The organism is Microbulbifer sp. ABF4_107 (assembly GCF_056312215.1).
The window spans coordinates 3,962,459-3,978,161 of sequence record NZ_CM149983.1 but is presented as its reverse complement, the minus strand read 5'-3'; the positions used below and the strand labels follow the sequence as shown (position 1 = coordinate 3,978,161).

The window sequence follows — 15,703 nt, the reverse complement described above, 5'->3', positions numbered from 1 at the left end:
CAGCATGACAACCATTAACGAAATACTAACGTTAGATCTTAAAGAAGACATTAAAAACGTTATCGACCTTGAAGATCGATCAGAAACAGAAATCCAGCAGGAAATCGAATCATACATCGTTACCGAAGGTATTGGTCGCCACCTCTACGACTTTACAAACCAGTTCACGTCCAACATCAAAGAGACCGGTGTTTGGTTATCCGGGTTTTATGGCTCAGGTAAGTCTTACTTCGGAAAGATGCTAGGCTACATCATCGACAACCAGATTATCAACGGCACCCCTGCTCGAGATCGCTTCATTCCACGCTTAAAGGGTGTTAGTGATGCAGGGCTTATTGAAAATGCCATACGCAATCTTGATGCAATTAGCAGCCGCGTGGTGTTTCTGGATGTCGCAAAACAGAACACCGAACGTGGGCTAGCATTCACTCTATTTGCCAATCTTCTAAAGAATCTCGGCTTTCGTGATGATATTTACGGATACATGGAGTTCGATTTACTTCTCGATGGCAAGTATGACGAGTTCAAAGCGATCGCCCAAAATATCGAATCAAAAGAATGGGATGAACTCAAGAAAAGCAATCGCCATGTTGCCAGAGTCATGCGAAAAGCCTTTTCAGAGATGGGCTACAGCGAATCAGACTATGAAGACACCAAAAATGTATACAGCGCTGCTATAGAAGACTTTTCTGCCAGTAAATTTAAAACTGAATTGGAAAAATACCTACAGTTTAATTCAGAAGAAACACTTGTCTTTGTTTTCGATGAGGCGAGTGAAGCGATAAGCCAAAAGAAATTCACGCTATTAGATTTGGAAGGGATTAGCGAATCACTATCGAGCATAAGCAATAAAGTTTGGACCATAGCGATTGCACAAGAAAAGCTCGACGATGTGATTAACAATGCCAACGTCAGTCGCAGCAGCTTGACCAAGGTTACCGATCGTTTTAAAACCAAGATCCACCTCGAATCTACTGAGGTAGACGTCATCATTCGCAGTCGATTGCTTCAAAAAACAGAGCACGCAAAACAAGACCTACTCGCGTATCACCAGAAGAATGAAGGTCTAATCAGCGACGCAACGAACCTCAAGTCATCATTTCCAACCAAAACGGAATCAGCTGAAGATTTTGCTGTTTATTACCCATTCCACAAATATCAGTTCGATATTCTGCAAAAGTTCTTATTTAGCTCAAACGCATTAGTTGCTACCCAAATCGCAGCTCGAGGCATGATTATCACTACGTTTGACGTATTGCGTAAGCAAATGCGTGACAAAGAGCTCTATAGCTTTACGCCAGGATTCGCGATCTGTGATGAGGCCCAAACCGCGCCGCCAGTAGGATTGGTCAATAAATACGATACAAGCCGAAAAATACTAAAGGAAAATGGAAGTAGCATTGATGGCGAAAAACTGCTTAAAACCATGCATCTTTTAGCCGACTTTGAAGTAGTAGCACCAACGGTCGAAAACATCACAAAAAGCTACATCACGGACATCACGTCTTACTACGATTTAAAACCAGCAATCGAAGATGCGCTTAAGCTGCTGCTCGAAGCAAAAGTATTGCTGCTATCAAATAACAACTACAAAATCACCTCAGACCTTGAGGGCAAAATGCTCGAGGAGATGAAAGATTTTGATGTCGAACTGTTCAGTAAAAAGCGTGAGTTAATCAAGTATCTAAAGAACTACAAAACCTTTAATGCTGTTGCATCCTACAGCGAAGGCAGTGACACCTTCAAATTTAGTGTGCTATCGGACCAAGACGATGAGTTAGCACCAGCGGGTAGCAAGCACTTAAAAGTCACAGCCTATAGCTTGTTCAATATCAATGATAATCGTCAGGATTTTATCGAGCAGTTAAAGCAAGATACACAGTACCAGAAAGACCTCATCACCTTAGTACCAGATACCGCTGAATTCTCCCAAATTGATAAGTTAATAGGCGAAGTTATGCGCTACGCCTACATGGAGGAGAAATACTCCAATGAAAAGGACGCCGATAAGCGTCAGATCATTAGAGAATTTGAAATCATAAGAGAAGAGAAACAACGCACTTTGAGGGGACTAATACAAGACGCCTATCATAATGCATCCCTTATTTACATGTTCGACGAGCACCTTTTGAACGCTGATAAATTTAAAGGGACTATCGCTGACAACCAGCGAAAAATGGTAAAAAATATCTACACCAAGCGCTTATCTAGTCAGCTCTCAGATAGTCTGGTATCAAAGATTTTCAGCACACACAAAGAAAGCCTGAATAAGTTATTTACCGCCAATGATTTTGCATTCTTCGACGGACACGGCAATTTCACCGGCGATCACCTTAAAATTGTTGAAGAGATCAACGCCAAGATAAAGTCGCGCTATATGGATGGTAAATCCTTAGAAACGGACTTATCCGGCGCGCCTTGGGGCTATAACTACGGGACGCTGGTTGCAACACTTGCAGCATTATTTCGTGCAGGTCGGCTTTCCGTTAAGTTTAATGGCGACACCTATTTTTCTCATGAACAAAAAGCCGTTCATGATGCCTTTACCAATACCACTAAGTTTAAATCAGCATCCTTTAAGTCGATTACTGCCACGTTGAGCGCTGCGCAAAAGAACCAGGCAGTGCAACTGCTTATGGAGCTGGAAACACAGGATCATATCGGCAAGAAGGTAGATTGGAATACAAACGACTTTGACCTAGCCGACAGCATTCGCTTAATGGCTGAACACTTTATCAGCGCTATTACCAACCTGAGTGATACTGTTCAGGACTTCGACGCATTATTCCCTAAAGTGGCTGGTTTAAAGCAAGACTTACAAGGCTACGCAGGTAAGGTTACTGAGAGTAACTACATCGAAAAAGTCGAGTACTTGCTTAATAATAGCGACACTTTCAGTGACGCGATCCAAGCCATATTAAAAGCGCAAAAATTCATCAAAAAGAACTTCCCCAAAGTTAAAGATTTCAGGCGCTTTATTGGCGATGTTCGTAGTGAGCTGACAAAAGCAGATCGCAGCGACAACAACATTGAAGAGGCCCATGAGGAATTCGAGCGCTTATTCAAGCATGATATGGTGAAAAACTTTGGCAACATTCAGCAGCAAGTACAAGTTGTCAAAGATGCCTATTACAAGTTAGTTAAGACCGCTTCTGCTGGAATGAGTCATGAGTATCAAATTCTCAGCGGTAAAATCGATGCCGCTTTACGTGAACTAAAAGGCTACCCGGCCGGGCGGAACCAACAAAACCAGCAAAAGCTTGATGCCCTAAAAGCCTATGCTGACAAGCGTGTCGTCGGTGAGCCTGTACTTGAGTACAGCATTAGTTGCTCAAATAGCGGCTTTTCACTCTCTGATATTTTGAACTACACCGCCCAAGCACCGCTAAAAGATAGCGAGCTGCTTATTGTGCAAAGCAGTTTTATCACAGAAGAACCGCAGCCTGAACCTGTCCCCACTCCGCATCCCGCTTGTGGTGAGCCTGCACCGGCCCCGACTTCAGTCCCAACACCAGCACCGAAACAGCCCCGCAAGGTAGCATTGAAAGTACCCAGCAGGGTGATGACAGTACAGGAATACAAAACCTTGCTGACTACGCAGCTAACGGCGCTCGCTGCCGCCAAGCCCGATGACGAAATCGAATTGTCTGTAGATATCAATAACGAAGAACTGTAACCCCATGAAATTAGCTGACCACGTAGACCATTTAAGAGAGCTGATTGAAGCCGCCTTCGATAAGCAGTTCGCTAGACTTGGCTTTGGTAAAACCAAGCAGTTGGACGCCGCCCAGGTAGAAAAACTGCCAGAGGAAGTCAAAGCCAATCGAGAACGCTTCGTCGTTATGCTGGATAATCATATCGGTGAAACAGGCTGTTATGAAAGCGCCCGTGAAAAGTTGCTGGATGAATTAACCTTTACGCTATTCAACCGTCTAGCGGCCATCAAAGTCATGGAAGCTGCCAGCTTATTCCCCCCGATATTAACCAAACAAAGCGAGCATGGTGATCGTTCATTTGGGCATAAAGCCTGGTTAGAAATGAATCCGCACATGCGCGATGAAGAGCTGGAAGGTATTCGCGATTATTTAAAATCCGCCTTTGATGAACTGGGGCAAACCTTGCCGCTGTATAGCAAAGCCTACCCCTACGCGGTACTACCCGATGCCGTGAGCTTAAATGATATTATCGATGCTTTTAATGCAGTTGATACTGACGCACAGGCTAACGATTCATCAGAAGAGGTCATCTGGCAAAGTGATGACGTACTGGGCTGGATGTACGAAAGTTATAACAATAAAAAGAAGAAGGCACACAAAGACAGTGGTGATAAAACCGAATACAACAAAGTGTCTCTACAATCGCAGGTCTATACCCCGCGCTGGGTGGTGCAGTTTCTGGTGGAAAATTCACTGGGTAAGATGTACCTCGAGATGTATCCCAATTCAGAAATCAAAAAGCACTATAAAATAGCCAATGCGCCAACAACGCAAACGCGCACACTAAAACCGTTGCATGAAGTACGTACGATTGACCCAGCCTGTGGCTCGGGCAACTTTTTGTTGTACGCCTTCGATTTCTACTACGAGCTTTATCTGGACCAAATTGAAAACTATGGTGCGGATTACGACGAAAAAGATATTCCTAAACTCATTATTGAAAATAACCTGTATGGCATCGATTTAGACGATCGTGCTATCCAGCTGGCCCAGCTGGGCTTATTTATCAAAGCCAAGAAAAAACGCCGCACAGTGGGTGAGCTGAATTTCAGAGTCGTATCGTCAGACTTTTACCTACCAGAATACAATGACGTGCGCCATATTTTTGAGCAAGGGACAGGTATCGAACGCAATCAGCAAGAGCTGATTGAAAAAATCTGGAACGATCTGAAATATGCCTATAAGTTCGGCTCCTTGGTGCATATCGATGAGCAGCTGAACAAACAGCTACACGCCATTGAAGAGCGTGCCGAGGATGATCTATTTGCGAAGGCAGAACTTTCAGAGCATCAAGACTTTGCAGCCAGCTTTTTTAGTAACCTCACCAAAGCAGTTGAACAATATGCTCGCACAGGCTCGAATACTTTTCTAACCAGTAAAACGCGAGATGCGATTACGTTTTTAGAGTTATTAACGACTGAATACGACGTGGCGACAGCTAATCCGCCTTATACTGACGACAGAGATTTTGGGCCCGAACTAAAAAGCTACTTAGATGAAAACTACCAGTTTCCGTATAAGTTCAATACAAATCTATACGCCAGCTTCATTAAACGTTCAGTTGAATTTGTAAGTGAACGAGGCCTTGTGGCCATGGTTCACCCCCCTACATTCATGTATATAAAATCTTTTTCAGATGCACGAAAATTTATACTAGACAACACCAACATTAGCCTTTTTGTTGAATGGGGTTACTTGGGCATGTTTAATCCGTCTGCCCGTGTCGATAGCGCTCTCTATGTTCTGGAAAAAGGACGAGATATAGAAACAGAAGCTTCTTTTATAAAGCTGAATCATCTATATGAAACAAAGCGTCTCGGGGCCTTGTTTGATGCCTATGAAAAATGTTGTGCTGGTGAAGAGCATGAACTGCTATATACGACTAAACAATCTAAACTAAAAACGATTAAAAATTTTCCGTTTATATACTGGATTTCTGACGATTTTCGAGAGAAGTTTACACTACCGTCGGTCTCTGACCACTTTGATGTTTGCAACGGAATATCTTCTGGTGGAAATAATGAGCGCTTTTATCGTTATTGGTGGGAAGTATCGAAAAACGAAATACTTAACTCTGAAAACATAGACACGTATAAATGGGCAACTATTAATAAAGGTGGTGATTATCAAAAATGGTATGGAAATTTATGGCTAGTTTTCAAATGGGAAAAAGAAGGGCAAGAGTTAAAGTCACTAAAGAAAAAGTGCCCATCTATTAGATATTCATATGACCATTATTATTTTGAGGAAGGCTTAGCGTTTAGTGGCTCCACATCTAAAGGTTTATCTGTAAGGTACCAACCGCCTTATTGTATTTTTGAAAGATCTGGCAAATCCATATTTGGGAAGGACAGAGACGATTACCACTATCTTCTAGGTTTGTTAAATTCAAATATTGTCTATTACATATCGGATTGCCTCAATCCAACTGTAAGTATTCAGTCCGGCGACATTGAGCGAATACCTTTTCTTGATCCTGCCCCCAAATTAAAAGCAGAAATTGAAAGGCTTTCAAAAACTAACGTAGCAATCACGCAGAACCTTGCCTCACAAAGAATATATGAGCCCAATTATTCTGGCGATTTAATCAAAAGTATTGGTACAGACATCAAACAGTCTTTTAAAGCGCTAATTAATGACTGTAACTACAAATCTACACAATGCTTAATTAATGAAGCGATAATCAATGAGAGGATATATGAAGCGTATGCATTGACGGATCACGACAAAGCAATGGTAATTGCCAAGCAAGGAGAAAGTATCGGTGGCCTCCCGGTATCACAGGAGGCTAGAAATGCCTTCTTAGCAGAAGACAATGTTTCAAAGATATTTCCCATTGAAAATATTCGCGAATTCATAGAAAGCCTCCCAACGACTCAATTCAGTGAGGAAGAGCAGGATAATGTCGAGAATGGGTTGTCTTCAATATATCAAAGCAACAATGAATACGAAGCTTTCTGCACTAATCATCAAGTAAACCCAATTAATGTCTGGTACTGGTTTAAACAGGGAAGCATTGTCCCTAAGCAACATATGAAAACGATGGCTATGGAATTTCTTTCTAACATGGCCCGTGAAATACTGATGGAAGATGAAGATGGGATTATCCCCTTAGTGCCCAATGCCGGTGAAAAGGTACTACTAGACCGAATTGAAGAGAAGTTTCTAGAAAAGGGCTTTAGTTTGGCTCAATACTCAAGTTTTGATTCAGTACTTGGCCGACCTATCAATGAATACTTGAATGCAAATTTATTTGCTGACTTATCCAACCATCTGAATATGTTTCCCAACCTACCTAAAACCCCTTTTATCTGGCACCTAACCAGCGGCCCAGAGCAAGGCTTCGACTGCTACATCATCATTTATAAGTGGAGCCGCGACAACTTGTTACGCTTGCGTTCTGTGTATATCGAAAACCGCGAACGCGCTTTACAAAACCGTCAGAGTGATATTGCCGGTAATGAAAGCGCAGAAGCGCAAAACGAGAAAGAGCGCATCTTCAAGCAATTAAAGGAAATCGACGCCTTTAAGAAGAAAATCGACGAGCTATTAGCCGAAGGCTATAACCCGATTCTCGATGACGGGGTGGGCAAGAACATTGCGCCTTTGCAGAAAAAGAAAATGCTGGCTTATGACGTGTTGAATGCTGGTCAGCTGAAAAAATACTTGAACGCCGATTGGTAAGGATGCCCAACTATGATTGACACCTGGTTTAAAGACGATTTAGCGCGCATTCTAGAACAGCACCCTGTAGCCGTGTTTATTGATGAGAGCGGAGAGGCGGATTTTCTATTAAAGAGCCTAAAAAGTGATTGTGATGTATATCGCACCAATGGCGAACTGGATGAGCTGGAAGCGAAATATCGCATTGAGAAGGCCTTGAAAGAAAATCCAACGTCCGAACATAAGTACCTCATCTACACGCAGCTCAACAAAGAGGATTTAAGCTTTGCACGTGAGTATTGCGAGACCAATGGCTGCATCGAAATTCGTTATTTGCAGAACTACATTAAAGACAAGGTCCACCAGACCCTGAATTTGAATATCAATTTGCCGAAAGACGAATTGATCGCTGCGGCAAAAGTGAGCGTGGGTAAAGATCGCACCTACTGGATGGATTTAAGCCACAAAGGGGCTTCTGAAATATTCGATTTAGACAAAGAGCTACTGCCCTTTGTACATGACCCAGAAGCCTATGCCACCGAGAAATACGACGCGCAGTTACGCGAGACCTTTTACCGCAAGGTGAATGAGTTACTTGGCCAAGAATATATCGACAAGCCCGCCGCGACTTTAGCATCTGAAGTTGTCACGGCCATGTTAAACGGCATAACGACGAATAACTGCGACAAGACCTTGTTAGCAGTGTACAGCAACTGGTTGGACTCCATGAGCTATCGCGGCTCATTTGGGTCATACCTTGCAAAATACAAGCTAGAGCCCTCTTTTTTAAACAGTGCTGACATTTGGAAAGTTAATCCAGACCATCCGTTCAGGCAAGTGGATGAGGCTTGGTTAAAGGAGCTAGGGGCAAAACTGGCCAACAAGTCTCTGGCACAAGGAGAGTCGGCACAGCTGATTGCTAGGCTCAAACAACGCCATCAAAGCAAACAGGCTCAGGCGCTTGGCATTGTGTTTTGGAACGACATTATTACCTTGCTCGACTTTGACCCGAAGGATATGGCGTATTTAAGCAGCTTTGCTGAATGCGTTGAGTTCTATAAAAAGCACTTCTGCCCACTCGATACTGCCATACGCAACCTGTACACCGAATTTTTGCAACAACGCGATGCTTTAGAGCCATTTCAAGAGCGCTACAAAGAATACGTCACGCTGTTTTTAGATAAGTGGTTCCAGTATTTCGATCAGTATCGGGAAGATCAGACGGGTATCTTACAGGCGATCATTGACCGCGACACTCAGAATGCCCGCCCAGGGAAAAGCAACAAAATAGCCGTTATTGTAGGTGATGGCGTGGCGTATGAAATTGCCGAACAGGTTGCTATCAAGGTGAAGCAGCTTGGAAGCCATAGTGAGCTTACTCGCCAACATATTTTGGCCGACTGCCCCTCTGAAACTGAAAACAACATGAGCCATATTTACATCGCTAACGGTGTGATTGAGGCAGTTCAAAACAAGCGAGAAAAGTATCTTTCAGCAAAAAATCCAAGCATTAATATCGATTACATCCGCTTAGACGAAGTAAGTGATGAGGTCCTTTCTGGGCAAGTGCTTATTTGTACCTATAAAGACATCGATGATATGGGTGACAAGCTCAATCATAAGGCGCTCAAATACTTCCCAGAATCTATCGATTTTTTTGCTGAAAAGATCAATCAATTGCTCAATATCGGCTATGGGAAAGTATATTTAATCACCGACCATGGTTTCGTATTGACTGGCTTGCTGAGCGAAGCAGATAAGATTGTAGTTAAGCCTTCAGGTCCAAACTACATTGATGAGCGTTTTATCTGGACCAGTGATAAGCAAGATGATTTAACGCCTCAATTTATTGAGGTCGCTAAGGGCTATAAAGACTACAACTATCTCTACTTCGCCCGTAATATGAACCCGTTTAAAACCCCTGGCACCTATGGATTTGCGCATGGCGGCTTAGCCCCGCAGGAACTGGTTACGCCTTTTTTTTGCTGGGAGCAAGAAAATGATGGCATGGGTGAACTACCGGTAATGATTACCAATAAACACGCCTTAGCCAGTGTGACTGGCGAGCTGTATCAATTAAAACTCTGTGCGGGTAATGTGGCTGAAAGTGGCGAAGGCAATTTATTTACACAAGAACGTAAGGTAATACTGCTATTCTTTTTCAATAAAATCCAGGTTAACAAGAGCGATATAATTACTGTGCAGTGTAATGGTAACGCCACCAAAGAATACACCTTTGATGGCTATGATGAAGTTGAGGTGCAACTGGTAGATGCGATGACAAAGCAACTTCTGGATCGGGTTGTAGTGAAAAAGAACAACGATAGAGATCTTGGTGGATTGTTTTAAAGGCCTGTTATTTTTAAGAATGCGAGAGAGGAATGGGCGATGGCCATTTTGAATGATTTAGACCACAAGCTGTTAGAGCACTTTAGAGGCTATGTGGTTAAAAAAGACCTGGTACGCATGGTAAAAGTCGGCGCTAACGTGCCGGTATTTGTTTTGGAATACTTGATTGCCAATTCCTGCTCTACAGATGATGAAGTAAAAATTAAAGAAGGCATGGTGAACGTTAAGAAGATTCTTAGCGAGCATTACGTTAACCCTGAAGAAAGCTCTCTAATTCACTCTAAAATCAGAGAGAAAGGTCGATTTAAAATAATCGACAAAATATCTGTTAAGTTAGATTCAAAAAAGGACATCTATTGGGCACAGCTTCAAAATAGCAACATTAATAACGGTAATATTCGTGATAGTCTTGTGAAAGAGCATGAAAAAATGTTGATGGGAGGGATCTGGGCCATTATCGATGTTGAATATGATCCAGATATAAGAATTGGCCAGAACATCTATCCATTCGTCGTCACAAATATAAAGCCTATTCAGCTATCAACCTTTGATAACAGCAAGATAATCCAGAAAAGAAATGAGTTTTCTAGGGATGAATGGCTGAATGTACTGTTACGTAGCTGTGGATATGAACCTGATGCAGAAGGGATGACAACGCGCGTTAAAATGCTGCTACTGGCTCGTCTATTGCCAATGGTTGAGAGCAACTTCAACTTCGTAGAGTTAGGACCTCGATCAACAGGTAAATCCTTCGTTTTTAAAGAACTTACACCCTATGCTGTGCTTATTTCAGGTGGCCAAGGAACAGTTGCCAAGCTGTTTGTACATGGATCAACTGGAAAAGTTGGAGCCGTTGGTCAGTGGGACGCGATATGTTTCGATGAAGCAACGGACAAGATCTTCAAGGAAAAGGACGCTGTTCCTTTAATGAAAGATTACATGGAGTCTGGCTCCTTTTCACGCGCTGGTGCAGGCGGTGAAATCACCGGGGTTGCTTCAATAATCCTAAACGGTAATATAAATCAGCCAGTCGAGACGGTTCTACAGACTTCTCACTTATTTAGTCCACTTTCTGACGAAGTGAATAACGATACCGCCTTCCTCGATCGCATTCATTTCTATCTGCCAGGTTGGGAAATGATAAAGTTTGCCCCTAAGCACTTCACATCTAATTTTGGATTTAGTACAGACTATTTTTCAGAAGCATTGAAGTCATTTCGTCGTGTCACCTACACTGATGCACTTGAAGACTTTTTTTCATTAGGTTCACACTTGAAACAACGTGACACTAAGCCTGTGAAAAAGACGGTCTCTGGTCTTATTAAACTTCTGCATCCTAATGGTGAATATACTAAAGAAGATGTCCGTGAATACCTCGAGATAGCCATCGAAATGCGTCGCCGCGTCAAGGAACAGTTAAAGCGAATCGGCGGTATGGAATTTTGGGATACCAACTTCTCGTACATCGACAAAGAAACTCAAGAAGAGCATTTTGTTGGATTGCCAGAAGAAAAAGGGTCTCATCTTATTGAGAACACACCACTACCTCCTGGCGTCTGTTATACCAGTACTAGTGACGGGGATAATGTTGCATTGGTACGAATTGAGGCTGTGACCACCTTTGGTTCCGGTAGGCTAAATATTTCTGGTGTAAGTAACACTGGGGTTAAGGAAAACATCAAGAATACTTATCAGTATATTAAAGCCAATGAGAAAAATATTCTGAGTGAGCAGCACTCGTTAAAAAATTATGACATTACAATCCAAGTAACCAATATGCTCGGTGCTTCGATTTCAACTGGTGTAGGATCCGCAGTGTATATAGCCATAGTCTCAGCGCTGTACAAGAAGAACCTGAAGCCTGGCCTTGCAGTGTTAGGCAACATATCCGTAGGTGGCGCGATTGAAAGATCTATTAACTTTGCAGATAAGATAACTATGTTGTCAGAAAATGGGGCTAAGGCCGTTGTTGTGCCTATGGATAACTTAGCCGAGTTGGCGAACATTCCTGCATCGGTTCTGGGCAACACAGATGTACCGTTTTATCAGAATAATCAGATGCTGATGCAGAAGGCGATTTTGCTGGATTAAGCTGTAGTTATTTCAAAATCAAAAGATCTGTACGAAATGGCCTTAGCTCGTCTTCTACGAGCAAGGCCATTTGGCCTCCTTCTAACCGCCCAAACCCAGCGCACGAGCTGTTCCGGTACTTCGTTGTGAGCCTGGAGGTTGACCTTATGGCGTAGGATCGACCGCTGCAGGGCGCCAGCTCCCAGGTCGAACGTGAAAGACACCAGCGCATCAAACTGCCCATGGGTCAGCGGCACATCGATTAGACTCAAAACAGCGTCTTCGAGGTAAATCAGACAGGCGGACTTGAAACTGAGTGTGCCGAGCCGCTCAGAGGTCTTGCCCAGCTGCTAGCTAAGTCTCAACCGCTCATCTGCTACCAGTTCTTTGATCAGACAGTGATGATGCAGGTTGAGAGTGTAATTGCGCACGTCATTGGAGGTGGAACTCACACGATAGCGGAAGATATCCTGGCCGAAGGCCGACCAGATCACCTGCAACTCCAGCGGGTCTATGTTTAAGTCACCACCAAGGCTATCGTCATATTCAGTAAGGAATTGACTGAGATCCATGCGCCGTTAAGGCCCTTGTTATTATTTTCATATCTTTCTAGATGATGGAGTCGCTAACCGCCAGTCAGGGAATCACTAGGCACGAATATCCAGCCTTCGCCTTGCGGTGTAGCTAGATCAGGCTGGAATAGGTCATCTGGGTGGAAGTGATAGAGCCACGCCACCAGAGCGCAGAGTAAGGCATCGCGCTCGTCCTCGTGGTTGATGCCATAACCAAACCCCGTAGTTTCCCAAGCATCAACCTGGTTAGCAGCAGGCGTGTGACGGTAAGATTTGAGTAGTTCAAGCACTAGTGCCGAAGGCTTACAGGCAGCGGGATAAGCCTCGAGCGCAGTAAGGTTGCTGCCGTCAGTCCCGAGCCCCGTGGCCGGACTCTCGGGCGCAAAACGCGCCAATGCATGCATGCCTTTGGTTGCTTGGCTACCGATCATATCCTTGACCGGAGAAAGTGGTGTCAAACCTCGCTGGAAGAGGATCCGTTCGGTATAACGGAATAGGTAGGGATTATCAGCGGATGTCTCAATAGTTCCAGCCGCTCCCTTACCGGAAATCAGCTGCCGGAAGGCCTGGGAGAAACCCAGCGGCGTATCGATAGCCAACACTACCGATGGTGGGCTACCGAAAGCCTCTATCTGACAACAAGCTAGTAGAGCCTTTATCCACTCCTGCGTATTGGCGGCCTCATTGATCAACCTGCGAACATTACCGCGCCAAGGCTGGCCTAGGATGTTTCGCTCGCTGTCCAGCACCACCAGTGCGTCACGGCTATTGGCATTGCGGTCGCAGTTCCAACCGCCAACATCCCATCCGATAAATAGGGGGCCAGAGATACTGCTATCGATCATCAGCTACTAATCGCTATATCATTGAATTTTTCTTATGGATACTGAACATTACTAGGAACCGCACGGGCAATAAAGCCGGATTTCAGATAGCGATCTAGCTTCTCACCGCTGCCTGCCACGCTTCAAAAATCATCACCATAGCCAGCGTATCCAGCTCACAGTATTTCAACAGCGCCGCCCGCAGCTCTTTGCGCTCATAATCGCCCATCTCCGTGGACTGAATCTTTGCGTATGCCGCCAGCGCCGCACCACCATTGGCCAGGCTGTCGCTTTCCGACAGTAGTTCATCAAGATTTTCCGGCATACCTTCAAACATGAGCGGCAGCAGGCGGTAGGGATCCTGAACTTGGCCGTTTTGCTTCTGTATCCACTGCCAGTCTGTAAAGTTGTGACTGGGAATACCACCTGCCGCGCCATAAATTGGCTGGGCGTATTTCTCCTGCAGAAAGGCAGAGTCGCTCAGCACGGCCGGCAGTACATACTTGATGGAATTGGAACCCTTGGTCGCCGGGTAGTAGGCATAGCGCTTGACCAATTCCAGCATATCGACCATATCCCGCGGTCCACGCCACTCTCTTTCACTACCTTTCGTTGAATGGGAAATGGACTCGATAAACGTGCACAGTTCGTGGACGTCCTTATCCGACAGTCCGCTATCCCGCAGCTGGCGGTGGATCAGGTTGAGGATACTGTTTTCATGGGCTGAATAACGAAAGATTGTGCCGTCGTCACTATCCAATGCTTCCTTGAGCTTGCGGATAAAGTCGAAGCTGGGAAAATGTCCCAGGGTGGTATCCAGGAACTGGTGCGCGTGTGCGACAGTGCCATCCTCCTGCACCACATGGTGTGAAAACTGGAAGGCCACGCCCTCGTAGGGGTGACGACCGCGAGTGAAGGGAAGCGCGGCGGTGATGGTTTCGAAATCGATAAAGTGCAGTGGGTACGTCCAGCGATTTATTTCTTCTCGCAGTTCATCTATACAGATTTCCGGCCTGCTGTCTCCCTCCTGCACCTTGGTAATCTGCAGCCACTGGCGTTGGCTATTGGAAAGACCAGGCTTGCTGTCAGGCGTGGGGTTTATATCGGCCTTTTCGACATCTATCAGTTTGGCTTTGCCTTGGGCGAGGAGCTTATCGGCATTGCGGAAGTTGGCAATTTCCAGTACCGAAGGATCTCCAAAGTCCTTATCCTGCCAGCCCAGTGCCTCCTTCCAGCACTCGCGAAAACCACTTTGTAATCCATTGATGTCGTCTTGCGGGGTACAGTGAAATTCGCATTTCTTGCAAACCGTACCAATACGCCCGGCCAAGCGCGCCCCCTTTTGCAGGGCATCAACAGCGACCGCAATGTAGCCCTCGAAGGACAGTCCGTGGTATTCGCCTTTTGCCAGGACAAAGTCTAACGGCTCTTTGACACTGACTCTTATGAGCAGCTCATTGGCTAGGTCTTCGTCAGTTAGGTCGGGAGATACCACCACCTTATGCTGCTCGCCTACCACCAGGAATTTGCTGTTCAACCCGTCAGTAGCGGCGCTGGCCTGCTTATTGGCCAGCATAAGATAGCTTTCGATGTTGTTGGTGTTCAGCGCTTTTTCAAGCACCACTCTCTGAAATGCAACATCGCAGACGTAAGGTTCCCACTCCCTTAGGATGCCGGTTCTTTTATTATTCAGGAAGCGATCGCTTGCCGGCTCCCAACTTTTCGCTTTGACTTCGATCAGCTGGTAGCGGTCACTATCCTTGATGAGAATATCCACACGCACCAGTAGCTGGTCATACTGGAATGCGGCCTCAAAAATCGTGACTTTTCCCTGGCGTAATAACTCTTTTGTGCGCACCAGGGCGGCATCGGTATCCAGGTCTGAAAGGTCTTCCCCATTAGGGAAATAGCACTTCGCTAGGGCACCAACCTGGAATCCGCCACGGGCCAGCTCAGCGAGGAAGTCATCTTCCAGGCTCTGGTTGGCATAGTTTGGTTGTTCGCCATAATAAAGCTTGGTGGGGCATTCAAGGGCTCGCCTGAAGCGCGACTTGGTTAACAGCGCCGGCAACTTTTGATGGAGCGAATTCTTATGCATGGCGCCTCCCTTTTCCGACAGCCCCCTTACCCTACACAAATTTACGCAGATAGAAGCTCATTACGATGTTCTCTAGCGGCAATCCGCGATCATACGAACCGGTGTAAGGGATCAGCGGAACATAATAGCCTACTCATTGAACACCTCGGTTTGAGTAGGAAACCCCGCCACCTAAATTGGTGCCCAGGATTAGTAGACGACTAGATTTTTTTGCCGAATTATAGGGTTCGGCAAATGGGGGCCCTCCGGGGCCAGTAGTGGGCGAGGATTGGCGACCCAGTTGCACCAGGGACGGCATACCCGTTCGAAGCTGGCCCCATTGTTCATTCATGTATAGGATGAATTGCCGTTATCGCGCCCATACCTAAGAATAAAATCTTATGCACAAACCCCACGAATACCTCCGTGCTA

8 protein-coding genes are annotated in these 15,703 nt (G+C 45.1%); 4 read left to right on the top strand and 4 right to left on the bottom strand.

Annotation, left to right across the window (positions count from 1 at the left end; all coding sequences use genetic code 11):
- The first annotated feature begins 4 nt into the window (after positions 1-4).
- The 4 genes from brxC to brxL are packed head-to-tail and all read left to right on the top strand — an operon-like array spanning position 5 to position 11,819.
- Positions 5-3,676 (top strand): BREX system P-loop protein BrxC, encoded by a 3,672-nt coding sequence (gene brxC / locus ACYX4K_RS16335; protein ID WP_475091093.1) that lies wholly within the window; start codon positions 5-7, stop codon positions 3,674-3,676.
- Between the two features lie 4 nt (positions 3,677-3,680).
- Entirely contained in the window at positions 3,681-7,400 is a 3,720-nt protein-coding gene (gene pglX / locus ACYX4K_RS16330) for a BREX-1 system adenine-specific DNA-methyltransferase PglX (RefSeq protein ID WP_475091094.1), read from the top strand.
- A 12-nt stretch (positions 7,401-7,412) separates the two neighbouring features.
- On the top strand, positions 7,413-9,728 hold the full coding sequence (locus ACYX4K_RS16325) for a PglZ domain-containing protein (RefSeq protein ID WP_475091095.1): 2,316 nt from the start codon (positions 7,413-7,415) through the stop codon (positions 9,726-9,728).
- Between the two features lie 39 nt (positions 9,729-9,767).
- Positions 9,768-11,819: a protease Lon-related BREX system protein BrxL gene (gene brxL, locus ACYX4K_RS16320; protein ID WP_475091096.1), complete on the top strand. Its 2,052-nt coding sequence runs from the start codon at positions 9,768-9,770 to the stop codon at positions 11,817-11,819.
- On the opposite strand, the gene ACYX4K_RS16315 is transcribed toward brxL, so the two are convergent.
- From ACYX4K_RS16315 to ACYX4K_RS16300, 4 genes are all read right to left on the bottom strand, one after another.
- Positions 11,816-12,091, bottom strand: a complete 276-nt coding sequence (locus tag ACYX4K_RS16315; RefSeq protein ID WP_476178828.1) for a lysozyme — start codon at positions 12,089-12,091, stop codon at positions 11,816-11,818. The two genes, brxL and ACYX4K_RS16315, sit on opposite strands and share 4 nt — an antisense overlap.
- Before the next feature lie 57 nt (positions 12,092-12,148).
- Positions 12,149-12,370, bottom strand: a complete 222-nt coding sequence (locus ACYX4K_RS16310; RefSeq protein ID WP_475091097.1) for a hypothetical protein — start codon at positions 12,368-12,370, stop codon at positions 12,149-12,151.
- A 53-nt stretch (positions 12,371-12,423) separates the two neighbouring features.
- Positions 12,424-13,215 (bottom strand): hypothetical protein, encoded by a 792-nt coding sequence (locus ACYX4K_RS16305; RefSeq protein WP_475091098.1) that lies wholly within the window; start codon positions 13,213-13,215, stop codon positions 12,424-12,426.
- Between the two features lie 94 nt (positions 13,216-13,309).
- Positions 13,310-15,292, bottom strand: coding sequence for a DUF2779 domain-containing protein (locus tag ACYX4K_RS16300; protein WP_475091099.1), 1,983 nt, complete (start codon positions 15,290-15,292; stop codon positions 13,310-13,312).
- Positions 15,293-15,703 lie beyond the last annotated feature (411 nt).